Source organism: Archaeoglobus sp. UBA230, assembly GCA_002507545.1.
Classification (GTDB): domain Archaea; phylum Halobacteriota; class Archaeoglobi; order Archaeoglobales; family Archaeoglobaceae; genus Archaeoglobus.
The window spans coordinates 12,537-29,310 of record DAVR01000030.1 but is presented as its reverse complement, the minus strand read 5'-3'; the positions used below and the strand labels follow the sequence as shown (position 1 = coordinate 29,310).

General features: G+C 43.3%; 17 protein-coding genes. 14 read left to right on the top strand and 3 right to left on the bottom strand.

What is annotated here, in order from left to right:
* Positions 1-227: 227 nt before the first annotated feature.
* The 14 genes from BP688_RS09820 to BP688_RS09755 all read left to right on the top strand — a co-directional run bounded on the left by BP688_RS09820 (position 228) and on the right by BP688_RS09755 (position 14,035).
* The gene (locus BP688_RS09820) at positions 228-1,259 is read left to right on the top strand and encodes a TAXI family TRAP transporter solute-binding subunit (RefSeq protein ID WP_290624043.1); all 1,032 of its coding nucleotides are present in this window, start codon (positions 228-230) and stop codon (positions 1,257-1,259) included.
* Positions 1,260-1,297: 38 nt separating this feature from the next.
* Positions 1,298-3,190 (top strand): TRAP transporter permease, encoded by a 1,893-nt coding sequence (locus BP688_RS09815; RefSeq protein WP_290596396.1) that lies wholly within the window; start codon positions 1,298-1,300, stop codon positions 3,188-3,190.
* A gap of 4 nt (positions 3,191-3,194) precedes the next feature.
* Positions 3,195-3,953 (top strand): sulfite exporter TauE/SafE family protein, encoded by a 759-nt coding sequence (locus tag BP688_RS09810; protein ID WP_290596395.1) that lies wholly within the window; start codon positions 3,195-3,197, stop codon positions 3,951-3,953.
* A gap of 42 nt (positions 3,954-3,995) precedes the next feature.
* Positions 3,996-4,721: a FadR/GntR family transcriptional regulator gene (locus tag BP688_RS09805; protein WP_290596394.1), complete on the top strand. Its 726-nt coding sequence runs from the start codon at positions 3,996-3,998 to the stop codon at positions 4,719-4,721.
* 88 nt (positions 4,722-4,809) lie between these two features.
* A complete protein-coding gene (locus BP688_RS09800) occupies positions 4,810-5,088 on the top strand; it encodes a UxaA family hydrolase (RefSeq protein WP_290596393.1) in 279 nt (92 codons plus the stop codon).
* A 15-nt stretch (positions 5,089-5,103) separates the two neighbouring features.
* The gene (locus BP688_RS09795; RefSeq protein WP_290624044.1) at positions 5,104-6,264 is read left to right on the top strand and encodes a UxaA family hydrolase; all 1,161 of its coding nucleotides are present in this window, start codon (positions 5,104-5,106) and stop codon (positions 6,262-6,264) included.
* Positions 6,265-6,283: 19 nt separating this feature from the next.
* The gene (locus BP688_RS09790) at positions 6,284-7,168 is read left to right on the top strand and encodes a fumarate hydratase (protein WP_290596391.1); all 885 of its coding nucleotides are present in this window, start codon (positions 6,284-6,286) and stop codon (positions 7,166-7,168) included.
* Between the two features lie 10 nt (positions 7,169-7,178).
* The gene (locus BP688_RS09785; protein WP_290596390.1) at positions 7,179-7,796 is read left to right on the top strand and encodes a FumA C-terminus/TtdB family hydratase beta subunit; all 618 of its coding nucleotides are present in this window, start codon (positions 7,179-7,181) and stop codon (positions 7,794-7,796) included.
* A gap of 5 nt (positions 7,797-7,801) precedes the next feature.
* Positions 7,802-9,514, top strand: coding sequence for an FAD-binding protein (locus tag BP688_RS09780; protein WP_290596389.1), 1,713 nt, complete (start codon positions 7,802-7,804; stop codon positions 9,512-9,514).
* 3 nt (positions 9,515-9,517) lie between these two features.
* Positions 9,518-10,225: a succinate dehydrogenase iron-sulfur subunit gene (locus BP688_RS09775; RefSeq protein WP_290596388.1), complete on the top strand. Its 708-nt coding sequence runs from the start codon at positions 9,518-9,520 to the stop codon at positions 10,223-10,225.
* A 12-nt stretch (positions 10,226-10,237) separates the two neighbouring features.
* Positions 10,238-10,984, top strand: a complete 747-nt coding sequence (gene dsrO, locus BP688_RS09770) for a sulfate reduction electron transfer complex DsrMKJOP subunit DsrO (protein ID WP_290596387.1) — start codon at positions 10,238-10,240, stop codon at positions 10,982-10,984.
* A 9-nt stretch (positions 10,985-10,993) separates the two neighbouring features.
* Entirely contained in the window at positions 10,994-12,112 is a 1,119-nt protein-coding gene (gene dsrP, locus BP688_RS09765) for a sulfate reduction electron transfer complex DsrMKJOP subunit DsrP (RefSeq protein WP_290596386.1), read from the top strand.
* A 5-nt stretch (positions 12,113-12,117) separates the two neighbouring features.
* Positions 12,118-13,368 (top strand): nickel-dependent malate racemase, LarAH5 family, encoded by a 1,251-nt coding sequence (gene larAH5, locus BP688_RS09760; protein ID WP_290596385.1) that lies wholly within the window; start codon positions 12,118-12,120, stop codon positions 13,366-13,368.
* 28 nt (positions 13,369-13,396) lie between these two features.
* Positions 13,397-14,035, top strand: coding sequence for a DUF1847 domain-containing protein (locus BP688_RS09755; RefSeq protein ID WP_349677319.1), 639 nt, complete (start codon positions 13,397-13,399; stop codon positions 14,033-14,035).
* Here BP688_RS09755 and BP688_RS09750 read toward each other — a convergent pair.
* From BP688_RS09750 to BP688_RS09740, 3 genes are read right to left on the bottom strand one after another with little or no spacing between them, the layout of a single operon-like run.
* Positions 14,021-15,211, bottom strand: coding sequence for an MFS transporter (locus BP688_RS09750; protein ID WP_290596383.1), 1,191 nt, complete (start codon positions 15,209-15,211; stop codon positions 14,021-14,023). The two genes, BP688_RS09755 and BP688_RS09750, sit on opposite strands and share 15 nt — an antisense overlap.
* The gene (locus tag BP688_RS09745) at positions 15,198-16,196 is read right to left on the bottom strand and encodes an Ldh family oxidoreductase (protein WP_290624046.1); all 999 of its coding nucleotides are present in this window, start codon (positions 16,194-16,196) and stop codon (positions 15,198-15,200) included. Before BP688_RS09745 ends, BP688_RS09750 begins: the two co-directional genes overlap by 14 nt.
* Positions 16,186-16,770, bottom strand: a complete 585-nt coding sequence (locus BP688_RS09740) for a hypothetical protein (protein ID WP_290624047.1) — start codon at positions 16,768-16,770, stop codon at positions 16,186-16,188. Before BP688_RS09740 ends, BP688_RS09745 begins: the two co-directional genes overlap by 11 nt.
* Between the last annotated feature and the right edge of the window lie 4 nt (positions 16,771-16,774).

Genomic DNA, 16,774 nt, shown 5'->3' with positions numbered 1-16,774 from the left:
CCCCATCCTCGCTCCAGTTTCCAAGAGCGAAGCTATATAAGGCGTAATCTGATTATCTTTCAACCCCTCAACAATTGTTTCAAGTCTCCTTGGTCTTTTTCAATGTCCACTTTTTATGGGTGCATGATTTTTGTATGCTGAAGTTGGGTTATGACTATAAATACCAAAAAATTTTTAAAATAACCTCGACACAGTAGTGGTAAGACCACATACCGGAGGGAAGTAGAATGAGAAAAGTTAGAACGATAGTGGCAGCAGTATTAGTGATAGTGGTTGCTTTGGCGGGATGCGCCCAGCAAGAGGTGAAACCAGAAGAAAAACCTCAAGAAACAACTACTCCACCAACAACTTACAGTTTGACAACAGCAGGAGGAACACCTGGTGGTACCGGATTTGCGATTATGAGTGCAACGATGGCGATTACCTCGAAATATTATCCGGAAATAACCTATAATATCGTTCCTGGAGGGTGGGTAGGAAATATCCCCCGTGTCGAGGCTGGTGAACTTGATCTTGCTCATACGACTGTAACTGCAGCGACACTCGCTACTAAACAACTGGGTCCGTTTGAGGGTAAACCCGTTCCTGAAAACGTCAGAGGGGTTTTTGTTGATCAGATAGAGATTTACTACTATATTGTAGCAAGAGCCGACTTTCCGTATGATACAGTGGAAGAAATTGCCGCAGATAAGTATGCGCTGAGGGTGACCAACCAGCCACAAGGAACTTTTGGTGGATGGGTATGGGATGCCATCCTTAAAGATGTGGGAATGGACGAGGACACGATAAAATCTTGGGGAGGTAGCTATACAAGAGTTGTTTGGTCTGATGCAGCCAGCTTGCTGAGAGATGGACATGTAGATGCTATTCTGGCAGTTAGTGGCAAAAAGGTGGGCTGGCTGGAGGAGCTAACGGCATTGAAGGATGTAAAATACGTGGGCGTTTCTGAGGAACTCGCTGACAAGATATCAAAACAATACGGACTCCAAAAAGTGATGATACCGGCGGGAACACTGCCTAAACAGAAGGAAGATATAATTGGATTCAAAGATACTGGATACATCATAGCGAATAAGGATGTACCTGAGGAAGTAGTTTACAAAGTTGTGAAGGCGATAGCAGAGCATCCAGACGAATTCAGAGAAAGGCATGCAATGCTGGCTACCTTTGAACCGGGAGTTGGGATGTATGAGCTTAGTCCATTCCCGCTTCACCCAGGCGCTGTGGAGGCATACAAAGAACTGGGATATATGAGTTAAACTTTATAAATTTTTCAATTTTTTAGTGGGGGACAGTTATGAGTCTTAAACGCTTAGCAGGAATTGGCGTTTCTATTCTTTCGGTTACTATAGCTATGTTTCACCTTTACACCGGAGCTTTTGGTATTTTCGATGCGTTAACGCAGAGACCAGTACATTTACTTCTGCTTGTGGCTCTTAGTTTCTGTGTGTATCCGTTTCTTGGGAGAGAAGAGTTGAGGTATAGGATTTTAGATTTGGCACTCGTTATTTTAACTCTCTCCACTCTATTGTATATTTTAATAAATCACGATAGGTTTATGGATACGGTGCTTTATGTTGATCGCCCCCTGCCCACAGACTGGATTTTCACGATTCTGGCAGTTGTCCTTGTGTTAGAGGCTGCAAGGAGGTCTGTTGGGAAAGTTTTGCCACTTTTAGCCCTTATTTTTCTTGTTGCCGGATATCTATTTGCTACAATTCAGATAAGTCCTACGTTGAACATACCAAAAATACAGGACTGGTGGTGGATACATGCTCTCTTTATAAGCACTCAGGGGCTGTGGGGCATACCAACAATGGTTTCTGCAACCTTCATATTTCTATTTGTGGTTCTTGCTGCCCTTCTTGAGGCTACCAAAGTTGGCAGATTCTTTTTGGATTTCTCACTTTCTCTTGTGGGCAAAAGCACTGGAGGTCCCGGGAAGGTTGCAGTTATTTCCAGCTCGCTATTCGGCTCAATTTCTGGAAGTGCAGCAGCAAACGTTTACGCAACGGGCGTCTTTACGATACCCACAATGAAAAAATTTGGATTTGATAGAAATTTTGCTGGGGCTGTGGAGGTTGTTGCCTCGACTGGCGGTCAGCTAATGCCACCTATAATGGGCGCAGGAGCTTTTGTTATGGCGGAATTTCTCGGGATTCCATATATAAGAATTGCTGCAGCAGCCATCATTCCTGCCATGCTCTACTATCTTGCAGCCTTCTTTGCCGTTCATGCTGAGTCAAAAAACAGAAGGCTCATGGGTCTTCCCCCTGAACAGGTTAGACCGCTCAGAGTTACTCTGAAAGAAGAACTGGGACAGTTTGCCAGCTTTGCGGTGACTATAGGAGCACTCGTCTACATGCTAATGACTGGTTTCTCGCTTTACAGAGCCGTGTTCATTTCAATTATGATTTTGCTCATTGTAAGCTTTTTGAGAAAAGAAACTCGTCTTGGACCACTTCAAATGTGGAATGCCTTGGATCAGGCATCGAGAAACGCCATCATGATCGCAATGGCATGTGGGGTGGCTTCAATTATAGTAGGTGTGCTTACGCTAACAGGCTTAGGAGTAATGTTCTCGAAAATTTTGGTTGATATCAGTCATGGGAATGTTTACATTCTGCTAATCTCAGCAGCCTTTCTTGCAATAATTCTGGGGATGGGGATGCCAACGACGGCAGCATACATTCTTGCAGCAGCTTTAATTGCTCCCGCCTTGATTGCATCTGGAGTTGAGAAACTACCAGCACACTTTTACGTTTTCACATTTGCCATTTATTCTACAATTACGCCCCCCGTGGCATTAGCAGCATACGCAGCAGCAAACGTTTCGGGAGGGAATCCAATAAAAATAGCCCTAACGGCAATGAAAATGGTCATCCCGAGCTTCATAATACCCGTCAGGTATGTACTGCATCCAGCTATATTGCTTGTCGGTTCCCCCTTCGAAATACTGTTGGACATTGCCCTTCTCATCATTGCTGTGCTGGCTATCGAAGCGTCCGTGTTTTCATGGCCAATTAAACAAACCTTTAGCAGGGCTACTCTCATTATCGGAGGGTTATTGATAGTTCTTCCCATTGGGGCATTATTACCGGGAGTTTCAACGATCGTGATAGACATTGTTGGATTTGCACTGATTGCTATTGGTCTTGTTCCACCCCTTCTACTGTATAGGAGGAAATAGGACGATGGAATTGTTTGAAGCAGATTATCTTTTACTCTTTGTCATCTCTTTGGCTGTAATCGGTTCGGCAATTGTAAAGACGGGGGTAGGTGTTGGGGCAGGCATATTTTTACTTCCATTGCTCTCTTTGGTACTCCCCCCTAAAACAGCACTCGGCATTGGAGCACCAGCAATGCTAATTTCGGACATTGTGGGTTTGAAACTTTACTGGAAAGAATGGAACAGCCGAGAGGCTTTGTTGATAGTACCCCCATCAGTAATAGGTGTTGCAGTAGGTGTTGTCTTGGTTAAGTTTATTCCTTCGACCATCTTCCGTTACTGGATTGGTGCGTTCGCCGTATCCTTTGTTCTGCACAATCTCATCAGCAAAGTCTGGAAGATTAGTATAACGATTCCCGAAAATTGGAGATTGGGAAGAAGATCAGGTATTATTTTTGGATTTGCTGGGGGATTTGTGAGCGCGGTATCGCATGCAGGAGGGGCTGTGCTGTCGGTCTATCTTCTAACCAGAAAACTTGAAAAAAGAATCTTTGTCGGTCTTTTCATACTTTTCTTCGTAATTACAAATGTAGCCAAAACGGTGGGCTACGTTCGGATTGGGATACTTACAGTTGATTTAGTTTTAATGGTTTTTGTCTTGTCACCCCTGATTGTCCTTGGGAGTCTGTTGGGAAATCATTTGAACAAGAAACTTTCACAGGAGATGTTCAGAACATTAGTTTTGGTGATAATTTTGATAACAGGTGTGAAGCTGCTATATTGAATAATGGAAAAATTAATTTGACATCACAGAGAGGAGAGAAGGATGTTTAAACCCATAGTAAATGAAAGGAAACCCATTTACCTTCAGGTGCTGGAAGTATTAAGATCCTCAATCTTAAGCGGTAAGCTGAAGCCGGGAGAGAAACTACCTTCAGAGCGGGAACTGGCTAAACTTCTCAACGTGAGCAGAACGTCTGTAAGGGAAGCTCTTAAGTTACTTGCAGCTCAGGGTTTGATAAAAATAGTCCATGGACAGGGAGCTTTTGTTAGCGCGGAAAATCCTGATCATTTGGTAAGAAAACTCTTTGAGGTTCAGAAAACAGACTACAAGACTATTGAAGATATCATGGCAATTAGGAGAGTACTCGAAGTGAAGGCAGCAGAATGGGCGGCAAAAAGAGCTTCTCAAGAGCAGTTGAACCAGCTTAGGGAGTTAATAGAAACAACAAAAAATCGTATATCTTCCCAAAGCGAGGGTACGTTGCTTACGTTAATAGATCATGATAACAGATTTCACACGCTGATAGCAGAGTCTACAGGAAATATTGTACTGGTTAACTTAATGTCTAATTTACTGGATTTTCTGGCTGAAATTAGGTCTCATACTCTGAAAATTGAGGGCCGTCAGATTAAGTCTTTGAAGGAACATGAAAAAATTGCAGAAGCTGTGATAAATCGAGACCCCGAGAAAGCGAGTAAATATATGGAAGAACATTTGCGATCGGTAGAAAAGGATGTTTTAAACAAGGTTTTAAAAAATCAAAATTAAATTTTAAGTAAAAATTCAGTTTTGATTTTTGGTATATCAAGACGAAAGTATTAGAAACCTTTTTAAACTAAAGGTATGAGGACTGACCATGTATAAGAAAGTTCACATCCATGATAAAAGAGACAACGTTGCTGTGGCACTCGAAGACCTGAAACCTGGGGACAAAATAAAGGTGAACAGAAACGGGGCTGAGCTTGAAATTGAAGTGAAGCAGGAAATTCCTTTTGGACACAAGGTCGCGCTGGAGAGAATTCAGAGGGGAGGTGAGGTAATAAAGTACGGAGAGACAATAGGTGTGGCAACTGAAGATATAGCGGAAGGAGAACACGTGCACATCCATAATCTGAGAAGTTTAAAGTATTCGTAATTTTTGGGTGGTAGTATGGAAGATGTGGAGATACTGGCTTATAGAAGGGATGATGGTAGTGTAGGCGTCAGAAACCACGTAGCCCTGATTGCTGTTGATCATGCTGGTGCAGTAGTGGTTGAAGGTGTAGCAAAACTTCTGAGGGGTGTAGAAGCCGTCTCCCACCAGTATGGCAGACTGCAGTTTGGAGAAGACTTAGAACTGACTTTTGAAACATTGATAGGTGTAGGTTGCAATCCCAATGTTGCTGCGGCAGTTGTTGTGGGTATAGAACCAAACTGGACTACGAAAATCGCCGAAGAAATTGCCAAAAGGAGTAAAAAACCTGTAGAGTCGGTATGGGTCATCGGTCAGGGAACGATTTCGGCAATTGAAGAGACGGCAAAAAAGGCAAGAGAGCTTGTCTCCTACGCAACAGAAATCCAGAGAGAACCATGCAAACTTTCTGAGCTTGTTATAGGTGTGAAGTGCGGAGCTTCAGACACAACTTCTGGAATAGCCGCCAACCCTGTTATTGGCAGAGTGGGGGAGTGGTTTGTTGATCTGGGCGGAACCTTTATCTTCGGCGAAACCACCGAACTGGCAGGAGGAGAGCACATAGTTGCATCGAGATTCGAAAGTGATGAGGAGAGAGAGAAGTTTTTGAAGGTTTTCAATGACTACATCGAGTTCGCAAAGTCAAAAGGTGCAGACATTCTTGGATCACAGCCAACTCAGGAAAATATAGCAGGAGGTTTAACAACAATTGAGGAAAAAGCACTTGGGAACATTCAGAAGGTACCAAATCGGCCGATAAAAGGTGTGCTTAGACCTGCAGAAAGGCCGAAAGGTAAGGGTGTGTGGTTTATGGACACCAGTTCAAGCGCTCAAGAACAGGTAACCCTTCTTGCAGCTGCCGGTGCTGCAATACACCTCTTCTCGACGGGTAAGGGAAATACTGTTGGGAATCAAATTGTTCCTGTGGTTAAAATTACAGGGAATCCGATCACAGCCAAACAAATGAGGGACAACATAGACGTGGATGTTAGCGGAATTACAATGGGCGAAATATCGCTTGATGAGGGAGCTAAAAAGGTGTATGATTTCACGGTGAAGGTAGCAAATGGAAAACTGACCGCAGCTGAAATTCTGAGGCACGACAACTTCACGATTACAAGACTGTATCCCTCAATGTAATCTATTATTTTTGAGATTTATGACCAGACTGTATAGCCTGTTACAGGAGGTTTGTAGTGAACTTTACGTAAAGGCTCTGAAGAACGTACCTTCTGATGTTAAATCAGCTCTGAAAAAGGCTTATCAGGAAGAAGACAGTGAAACAGGAAAAATGATACTGGAAACCATACTGAAGAACATAGAGGTTGCACAACGTCACGATATGCTGGTCTGCCAGGATACAGGGACTCCGGTGTTCTACATCGCTGTCGGTGAAAATGTGGATGTCAACTACGCAAGGCTGTGCGATGCAGTACGCAGAGGCGTGAGCGAAGCCACGAAAAAATACTACCTGAGACCGAATATGGTGGACCCAGTCACAAGAGAGTCTAAAGGCGACAACGTAGGAATTAGAATTCCGGTGATTCATCTGGAGTATGAGCAGAATCTCGGATCGTCCATCAGGGTTGTGTGTGTTCCGAAGGGTTCCAGTTCAGAGAATCAGAGCTTTTTAAAGATGCTTCCACCGGCTGATGGTATAAAAGGCATTGTAAATTTTGTAATCGAAAGTGTGATTGCCGGGGTAAACAAAGCCTGTCCACCCGCGATAGTGGGTGTTGGTATTGGCGGTACTTTCGATGAATGCGCATGGCTTGCTAAAAAAGCGGCAACTGTGAGAAGAATAGATTCTCCCAATCCTAATCCCAAAATTAGAGCTATGGAAGAAAAATTGCTGAAAGCCATCAATGAAACAGGCATAGGACCGATGGGTTTGGGCGGTAAAACAACCGCTCTGGCTGTGAATATAGAGGTTGCAGACACTCACATCAGTCAGCTTCCAGTTGCGATAAACACGCAGTGCTGGAAAGGACAGAGAGCTGAAGCGCTGATAAATGACCGACTTGAAGTTGAATACCACATATGAGGTGTTTTGAATGGAATACACCCTAAGCACTCCACTTGACAAGGAGACTGTGAGAAAGCTCAGGATAGGGGATGTGGTATATCTGAATGGCAAAATCATAGGGATAAGAGACGCGACACAGCGCAGAATAGTGGATGAAGGGATTGAACCTCCGATTGATCTGAAAAACCATGTTCTGCTTCACACCGCTCCCAATGCAAGGAAGGTTGAAGGAAGGTGGGAGAAAATCTGCATAGGAACGACAACAAGTGCAAGAATGGAGAGATACACGCCAGTTTTAATTGAAAGATACGGTGTCAGTGCAGTAATAGGCAAAGGTGGGTTGCTTGAGAGTAGTTTGAAAGCGATGAAAGAATTTGGAGCGGTTTATTTCGCCATAGTTGGCGGAGCAGCAGCTTTGGAAACTTTGCAGATAGAGAGAATTGAGGATGTTTTCTGGGAAGACTTATTCCCTGAATGTCTATGGGTTTTTGAGGTTAGGGATTTTGGACCCCTCACTGTCGCCATGGATTCTCACGGTAACAGCATTTATAATAAAATTCTGAGTTACGCAAAGGAAAAAGCTCCCGTTATTGTGGATACTTTGGTTGCAGACCTTGCTGAAGTGTTCAGAAAGGAGGTGGAGTAACCAAAATGGAAATCAGAAAGCACGATGTGCTTGTTTTAGGCACCGGATTGGCAGGATTAAGGGCTGCAGTTGAGGTTTTGAAGGTCAGCAAGGATAAATTAAGCGTGGGTATTGTCTCTAAGGTTCATTTAATGCGCTCACACTCTGTTGCCCCTGAGGGTGGAGCAGCAGCAGTGTTATCGGAGAATGACAGTTTTGACCAGCATGCATACGACACGGTAAAAGGGAGTGACTTTCTGGCTGATCAGGATGTCGTCGAGACATATGTAAGACTTTTCCCAAAAGAAATTCTACAATTGGAGCACTGGGGTCGTCCTTGGAGCAGGAATGATGATGGTTCAGTTGCAATGCGCTTGTTCGGTGCACATGACGTCCCCAGAACGGTTTTTGCCGAAGACAGAACAGGATTCTTTTTGATGAGGACTCTCTATGATACTCTGCTGAAATTTGAAAATTTCGAGAGGTACGATGAGTATCTTGCTCTTTCCATCATAATTGATGATAGAGAGTTCAGAGGTCTTCTGACACTGGAAAAAAGTTCTGGCAACTATGTTCTGTTTGAATCGAAGGCACTGGTGATTGCAACAGGTGGGCTGGGGAGGCTTTGGGAATTCACGACTAATGCCCATACCACCACCGGTGACGGCTTTGCAATTGCACTCAGAGCCGGTATACCCCTGAAAGATATGGAGTTCGTTCAGTGGCTACCCACGTGTATGGTGCCACACGGCATACCAGCCACCGAAGCGTTGAGAGGTCACGGCGCAGTTCTGCTAAACTCAAAGGGTGAGAGGTTCATGAAACACTATGCTCCTTCTAAAATGGAGTTGGCAGCCAGGGATATAGTTTCCAGGGCAATGATAACCGAGATAAGAGAGGGTAGAGGTTTTAAAGGTCCAGAAGACATGGAATGTGTAATGCTCGACGCAAGACCTGTGGGGGAGGATAAACTGATGACTATATACAAGACATTTGTTGAGAATGCCAGAGATTTTATAGGCATAGACCCCCTTGAAGAACTTGTTCCAGTAAGACCTGCTGCACACTTTGCCATGGGTGGGATAGACGTTGATATAAATCTTACAACAATTATTCCGGGAATCTACGCTGCTGGAGAGGTAGCTTGTCCGGGTTTTGACGGTGCCAACAGGTTGGGAAGCAACTCTTTACCACTCTGCCTTGCAACTGGAAGGATTGCCGGACAAAATGCTGCTGTTTACGCAATGAGGAAAAATGCCACTTCATCATCACGTGTTTTTCAGAATGCTGAGAGGGAAATGGAGAAATTTGAGAGACTAACTCAAATAAAAGGGTCGAGGAATCCTTATGAGCTTAAAAAAGAATTGAGCCACATTATGGAGAGTTATGTTGGATTGTTCAGAGATGAGGCTGGATTGTTAAAAGCACTTGAAAGAATTAGGCAGCTAAAAATATCATATCTGACCGATTTGAGCATAGATGATTCGAGTAAAGTGTTTAACACCGAGCTTACAAACGCCATAGAGTTTGGTTTCATGCTGGATGTCGCCGAAGTTATAACTTTAAGCGCACTTAAACGAGAAGAATCTCGGGGTGCGCACTACAGAACAGATTTTCCGAAAAGAGATGATGAAAAATGGTTAAAGCACTCCGTAGTTCGGATTACCGATGCTGGATTAGCCGTCTCATACAGGCCTGTAAAGATAACGAAATGGAAGCCGGAAGAGAGGAGGTATTAACAAATGAAGTGGGAGATCACTCTGAGAGTTTTTCGTTTCGACCCTGAACGCGAAAGAAAACCAAAATTTGCCGAATACGAAGTTCCAGTGGATGAGTATACCAGAGTTTTAGAAGCACTCTTGTGGGTGAAGGAGAACATTGATCCCTCCTTAAACTTACGTTATTCCTGCAGAATGGCCATGTGTGGTTCTTGTGGCATGCTGATAAACAATAAACCAAGACTTGCTTGCAAGACCATAATTAAGACTCTGAAAACCGATGTGGTGGAAGTAAAACCACTACCCAAGTTTAAAGTGATCAGAGACCTTGTAGTAGAAATGGATGACTTTTTTGACAAACACAGAAGTGTTAAACCGTATCTAATTAGGAGAAACGTTCAGGAACAGGAGAATCCAACGGGATTTTACTTTCAAACTTCTGAAGAAGTTCGCAGATACATCCAGTTTGCCTACTGCATTATGTGCGGACTCTGTTCTTCATCTTGCCCAATTTTCAGGAGTGGGGGTAGATATCTGGGACCGCAGGCACTTGCACAGGCATTCAGGTATTTAGCTGATAGCAGAGATGAGGGGTTTGATGTGAGGGAGAAAATTTTAAACTCTGACAAGGGTGTTTGGCGATGTCATTTTGCTGGTGAGTGCAGTGAAGCCTGTCCTAAGGGAGTTGAGCCTGCTGAGGCGATACAAAGGCTTAGGAGAAAGCTACTTTGACTGGTGGTGACTGTGCTTTCAAGGAGGGAGTTTGTAACTTTAACCTGTTCAGCTATCCTTTCCTTTTCTTTGCCTGCGTGGATGGTTCAAAAGGTTTTAGCAAGCTTCAGAGAATCATCAGAGAATCCCAAGTGGGGGATAGTTGTGGATGTATCCAAGTTTGGCAGACTTAGCTATGAGGAGATGTTAAAGGTAGTTGAAGTGTGCAGAAGGGAGCACAACATTCCTGTGATAGAGGGCAAGGATAGAATTCACTGGATATGGCTTTCAAAACTCTCAGAGATTTTTCCGAAAAATTTATCAGAAAAAAGCAGGCTTGGAGATGTTCTTGTGCCGGTTTTCTGCAACCACTGCGAGAACCCTCCATGCGTCAAGGTCTGCCCCACAGGAGCCACGTTTAAGAGGTATGATGGGGTTGTGGAACAGGATTACCACAGATGCATAGGGTGTAGGTACTGCATGGCAGCATGTCCCTATGGTGCGAGGTCATTTAATTGGAGAGACCCGAGACCCTATATTGAGCTTGTGAACCCGGAGTTTCCTGTAAGAACTGCAGGAGTTGTAGAAAAGTGCAACATGTGTTCTGAGAGGATAGACAGAGGGATGATGCCAGCCTGTGTTGAGGCTTCAAAGGGTGCAATGCTGTTCGGAGATATCAACAAACTGGAGTCAGAGATCGCAGAGATTCTGAATTCTGACGTATTTTTGAGGTGTAAGGAGTATTTGGGGACAGAACCGAAGGTTTACTATCTGCTGTAGGTGACATTCATGTCGCAATTTAGAATGTTGGTTTTATGCCTTGTCCCTCTGATTTTAGCTGGTTCAATTGCCTATTATTTTCAGCTAACCTACGGCCTCACCGTAACAGGGATGGGAAGAGAGGTGAGCTGGGGGCTTTATATTTCGAATTTTACCTTTCTTGTGGGTATAGCTGCCTCCGCCGTCATACTGGTTTTACCCTATTACTTGTACAGCTACAGAGAGTTCAGGAGTTTGGCGTTATTGGGTGAGATTGTTGCGATATGTGCTATAGTAATGTGTATGCTTTTCATCTTGGTTGATCTGGGAAGAGTTGATAGAGTTCTGAATATCATTCGATATCCCTCATACACATCGGTAATGTTTTACGATTTCATTGTGCTTTCTACATATCTTCTCTTGAACATAGGAGTCGTAACCTTCATTCTTAAGGGCAGGAGTGAAATAGCAAAACTTCTGGCGGTGGTATCAATACCGTGGGCTATCAGCATCCATACAGTTACAGCTTTTATATATTCTGGTTTGGTTGCCAGAAGCTTCTGGAATACTGCAATATTGGCTCCGAAATTTCTCGCTTCTGCATTTGCCTCTGGAGCATCAATGATGATAATCTTAGGAATGATTACTAAAAAGTACACTGGACTGAAGATCGAAAATGAAGCCTTGCTTAAATTGGCTGAGATTGGTGTATTTGCAATGGTCTGTAACCTGTTTTTGGCAGGAGTCGAGATTTTTACCAGTATGTATTCAGCCAATCCGGAACACGTTACTCACTACCTCTATTTATTTTTTGGAATCGAAAATTACGGAAATTTGACCTCCATGTGGTGGATTAGTGTTATTTTGGGACTGGCAGCAGTAATTCTTTTGATAATCCCGACTACGAGGAGAGATAAAGTTTTCTTGGCAATATCCTCCACTTTCATTTTAGTTTCGGTGTGGATGGACAAGGGCCTTCTACTTATAGTTCCAGCCTATGTGCCCTCACCAACAGGTCTGATTGAAGAATACACACCAACGATATTAGAGATTCTAATTTCAGCGGGTATATGGGCACTGGGAATTTTGCTTATGGCTTTCGCCATTAGATCTGTCTCAAGATATAAATTTGTGCTTTATCAAAGGTGAGCCGCTTGAGGGTTGCACTTCCCTACGGAGAGGGCAAAATGGAAGTCGAACTGGAGGATGAAATAAATATTTTGCAGTCAAAAAAAGTAGAGAAAGTAGAGGACATAAAACGGGAAGTTTACAATGCTCTTAATCAGCTGATTGGAATTAAAAGCATAGAATTTTTCAGGGAAGCAGAGAACGTCTGCATAGTTGTGAGCGATCAAACAAGACCCTTACCTTCTGGTTTAATTGTAGAAGCAATTCTTGACAAATTAGAGGAGTTTGAGGTGGACGGCTCGCAGGTAACGTTGATGGTTGGCGGAGGGTTGCATGCTCCAAATGAAAAGGCTGTGAAAGCAATAATTGGAAAAAATGTGCTCAAAAGAGTTGGAGGATTGTTGTTCCATGATGCAGGAGATGATCAAAATCTTGTTTATTTGGGCAAAACTGGGAGAGGGACTCCAATCTGGCTAAATAAGGAGTTCGTAAAGGCTGATAAAAGAATTGTCACTGGTGCAATAACTCCGCATCAGATCATGGGGTATACGGGAGGAGCAAAAGGGGCTGCTGTGGGTGTTGCTGGCCAAAAAACGATTGAAGCCACACACTCTCTACTCACATCTCCCAAAGCAAGACTGGGTATCTTGGACGGAAATCCCGCAAGAGAGGAAATTGAGGAAATTGGGAAAAGAGCGAAAATTGATTTACTGGTTAACGCTGTTCTGAACTCGGAGGATGAGGTAGCGAAAATTTTTGCGGGTCACTGGTATGAGGCTCATAGAGCGGGAGTGAAATATGCTAAGGAGCTTTTTGAAGTTAGAATATCAAGGAGAGCCGATTTAGTTTTAGCTTCTCCGGGTGGATACCCGAGAGATATTGATGTGTACCAGTCTCAGAAAGCCTTGGCGACCTCTGAAATTGTAGTTAAAGAGGGTGGAGTCATAATACTCACTGCAGAATGTCGTGAGGGTATTGGAAACCCCGTTTTCGAGCATGTGATGAAATCTTTTGATACGCCAGAGGAGGTTATGGATTACTTTCTCCGAACACCCTTTAGAATGGGGGTACACAAGGCATACCTCTGGGCGAGAACTCTTTTGAGGAACAAAGTTATTTTAGTCTCCAAAGAGGTTGAGGAGGAGACGGGTAGAATTCTAAAGGTTGAACTGACAGAAAATCTTGAAGATGCACTTGATATTGCCCATGGTTACACAGAACCAGAGACGGTGGCAGTAATCCCCCATGCTTCAACAATCTTACCAAAATTAGAATGAGTTTTATGCCCACGCTTGGATGTTGTTTATGGTTGTATGCGGAGAGTGCGGTAGGTTTGCATGCTATACTGGCGAACTCGAAAAGGCTCCTGAGAACTGTCCCATGAAAGACGATAGGTTTCGCGCTCTGTATAAAGCTTCAAAGGAACTATATCTAAGAGAGGGCAAGGTTAGGAGTATAGCGCTAAATTCAGCGAGAGTTGAGGCCTCCGGTTATGGAAAATGGACAAGACTTGAAGAGACAATGGAATTTGCAAAACGATGTAATTTCAAAAAAATTGGTTTAGCCTTCTGTATCGGATTGAGAAACGAAGCAAAAACTCTTACCAGCATTCTCAAAAGAAACGGCTTTGAAGTCGTATCGGTAGTTTGTAAAACGGGTTCAGTTCCAAAAGAGGAAGTAGGACTCGAAAAACATGAAAGAATACGACCAGATGCATATGAAGCTTTGTGTAATCCAGTAGCTCAGGCAATGCTGCTAAATGAGGAGGGAACGGAGCTTAACATAATATTTGGTCTTTGTGTTGGTCACGACTCGCTTTTCATAATGCATTCCAAAGCTCCCGTTACCTGCTTAGCTGTGAAGGACAGGGTCCTTGCTCACAATCCTATGGGTGCGATTTATACCTATCACAGCTACTATAAAAGTAAGTTAGTCAAGTCGTAGTTCTCCATCTTTTTCGGAGAGTAGTGCAGAAACGAGCAGTGAGAATATGAAAATAGCCTCAAATATGCAAAGGACGTAGAAGCTCGGGTAGTAATCCAGAATGAATCCGATGAGTCCTGTTACCATAACCGAACCTATGCTACCTACGAAGTTTAAAAATCCGGAGACTGTTCCGGCTACTTCTGTTCCGGCAGTTTTAACACCAAGCGAGAACAACCCTGCGGAGCCAAATCTGAAGAACATTGATAGGATGAGAAGCAGAGCGAAGAAATGTGAAAAGTTGATCAGAGATAGGCGCATACCGACTATGATCACCAAAGTTAGAAGCGATAGCATAAGCTGATTCAGAAAAATTGATGGTTTATCTCCATATCTGCTGGCAAAATAACCACCGGCAACTCCACCAATAATTCCTGGAAGTGGGAACAGCGATGCGAATTTATATACCTCGTAGGCGCTTATCTCATATAAATCAACTAAGAGTGCTGGCATCCAAACAAAGAGACCGTTCATGGTTGAAAGTATTGATAGCTGGATTACAGAAAGAGCTATAACATTCTTATTTAATATAAACTTAGGTTTAAATTTTTTGTTGTCGTGAGAAATAGCGTGCGGAGGAAAAGCCACAGAGATCAGGAAGGCAACCGAGATCATAACTAATGCAGGAATTATGAATGCATAATCCAAGCCGAATTTTTCGGCAGTGAAACCTGCAACAACGTATGCCAAAAAAGTTCCAGCAGGGACAGATGAACTCAGTATCCCCAAGATTCTCCTTCCCTCACGTCTGTGACTGTATCCGAACTTTACAAGAGAACTCCAGCCAGTACTCTGGCCAAAACCGTTAATCAGTTGGGCAATTATTAGGAGGGAGAGAAACCAGGTTATCATTATAATATTACCCACGGCTATAAAAATGCAACCCAAAATCAGAGTTCTCTTCACCCCAATTCTGTCTGCAAGAAAACCAGACGGTACCTGCATTAAAGTGTAAGCCAGATACATTGATGCTGCAACCAGTCCCAGCTCTGTGTTTGTGAAGCCGTGAGTATCTCTTATAACTGGTATCAACGCACCTAAGTTCAGTCTTCCTAAGTAGTATACTGTATACATTAAAAAAACGATGAGTGAAACATTCAGAGCAGTTTTACCGTCTTTCATTTTATAGTTTAACACTGCAACCCAACTCTTTTGCCAGATCATTCAACTGTGACGCAATTTTTGGATCTATGTGTACCACTTTGCTGGCTTTCTTTAATCTCGAAAACTCTATTTCACCGGGTAGCTTCACGTTAGTCTCTCCACTTTTGAGTTTGGTTATGTAATCCTCAACTGAGCTTAGGTAATCTGAGTAGTTTCTGAAAAATCTTGGGTTGATGACAAGGATGGAAAATCCTCCCTGTGAAGCAAAATTTGGTGGCAGTTCATGTCCGTACTTCCCTCCAATGAGAGCACCACATATCAAATCAATAAATAACGCGAAGGCATAGCCCTTTACACCATCAGGAAGCAATGCACCCTTTATCGCACGTGAAGGGTCTGTGGTTGGCTTACCTTCTTCATCGAGTGCCCAATTTTCAGGGATTTTTTCACCTTTCTGCATTGCGATCATTATTTTTCCTCTTGAGGTAACACTCATGGCTCCATCGAAGAGTATAGGCTCTTTGAAGGGTATTCCTACAGAGATCGGATTTGTGCCAAGAAATGGTTTTCTGCCCCCAAGCGGTGCCATTACTGCCGGGGCATTTGTTACAGCAATGCCAATCATCTCTTTTTCAATAACCCTTAGAATATAATAGGACAGCATTCCAACGTGTCCCAAGTTTATAGCGTTTCCAAACCCTAAGCCACATTCTTCGGATTTTTTAATTGCCAAGTCTGTTGTTTTTGTTGCAACGACCTGTCCAAAACCGCCATCTCCATCAACAAGCACAATACACGAATTCTCCTTTAGTGCCCTGATATTGGGCTTTGGATTGAGAAGACCATCTTTCAAGGCTCTGTAGTAGTAGACAAGCCTGATAATTCCGTGAGAGCTATGCCCCAAGCGTTCGGCCAAAACCAGTTGATCCGCTACAATTTCACAGTCCTTCTCAGGTAACCCCATTAAGACAGCTATCTCCTTGCAAAACTCCTTCAATTTTTTTATTTCAACTTCCATACCAACCACCTCCCTCTCGATATTTTTCTAAATTCTCCTGAGCAATATGGCAGCTAAAGCAATCTGGGCTAATTCCTATTTTCTGGTGACAGCTTGAACAGAAATCTCTGTAGGAGTGGCAGGAGTAGCATGTTGTAAAACCCTTCTCTCCATACTCAGGAAGGAACCTGTTCCCGTCTCTCACTACCTCATCTCTCCATTTCTTGAGCAGGTATCCGTGATTGTATATCATCCACTCCGGTTTTTTAATGCAGTTACCGTTTTCAGGTGTGGAGTTTACGAAGCTTTCCAGCGTGTTTCCACTGGAGTTTAAGGGAAGCAACAAAGCCAGAAAGATAAGTAAAAGCACCAGATATGTTGCTGATCTTTGCACCTCAGCTTCAATGAGGATATCTCTCAGACCTGCTGTGATATGTAGAGAGAGGAGAATTAAAATCAAAAAATACAGTGTACTCCCGGATAAAATCAGGTTCTCCGAGTGGAGGTGGGTGATGTTTAAGTGCGTCAAAATGGTTGGTATCAGGAGAATTCCCGTCAAAATCTTCATTAGCCATAAAACAGAATTGAACCTCATAGCA

Bases quoted from the DNA above. Each gene is read 5' to 3' on its own strand.
- BP688_RS09795 (WP_290624044.1), top strand. From the start codon at position 5,104: ATGGAAGATGTGGAGATACTGGCTTATAGAAGGGATGATGGTAGTGTA.
- BP688_RS09755 (WP_349677319.1), top strand. From the start codon at position 13,397: ATGGTTGTATGCGGAGAGTGCGGTAGGTTTGCATGCTATACTGGCGAA.
- dsrP (WP_290596386.1), top strand. From the start codon at position 10,994: ATGTCGCAATTTAGAATGTTGGTTTTATGCCTTGTCCCTCTGATTTTA.
- BP688_RS09780 (WP_290596389.1), top strand. From the start codon at position 7,802: ATGGAAATCAGAAAGCACGATGTGCTTGTTTTAGGCACCGGATTGGCA.
- BP688_RS09805 (WP_290596394.1), top strand. From the start codon at position 3,996: ATGTTTAAACCCATAGTAAATGAAAGGAAACCCATTTACCTTCAGGTG.
- BP688_RS09800 (WP_290596393.1), top strand. From the start codon at position 4,810: ATGTATAAGAAAGTTCACATCCATGATAAAAGAGACAACGTTGCTGTG.
- BP688_RS09820 (WP_290624043.1), top strand. From the start codon at position 228: ATGAGAAAAGTTAGAACGATAGTGGCAGCAGTATTAGTGATAGTGGTT.
- BP688_RS09785 (WP_290596390.1), top strand. From the start codon at position 7,179: ATGGAATACACCCTAAGCACTCCACTTGACAAGGAGACTGTGAGAAAG.
- BP688_RS09790 (WP_290596391.1), top strand. From the start codon at position 6,284: ATGACCAGACTGTATAGCCTGTTACAGGAGGTTTGTAGTGAACTTTAC.
- BP688_RS09740 (WP_290624047.1), bottom strand. From the start codon at position 16,770: ATGAGGTTCAATTCTGTTTTATGGCTAATGAAGATTTTGACGGGAATT.
- BP688_RS09775 (WP_290596388.1), top strand. From the start codon at position 9,518: ATGAAGTGGGAGATCACTCTGAGAGTTTTTCGTTTCGACCCTGAACGC.
- BP688_RS09815 (WP_290596396.1), top strand. From the start codon at position 1,298: ATGAGTCTTAAACGCTTAGCAGGAATTGGCGTTTCTATTCTTTCGGTT.
- BP688_RS09745 (WP_290624046.1), bottom strand. From the start codon at position 16,196: ATGGAAGTTGAAATAAAAAAATTGAAGGAGTTTTGCAAGGAGATAGCT.
- BP688_RS09810 (WP_290596395.1), top strand. From the start codon at position 3,195: ATGGAATTGTTTGAAGCAGATTATCTTTTACTCTTTGTCATCTCTTTG.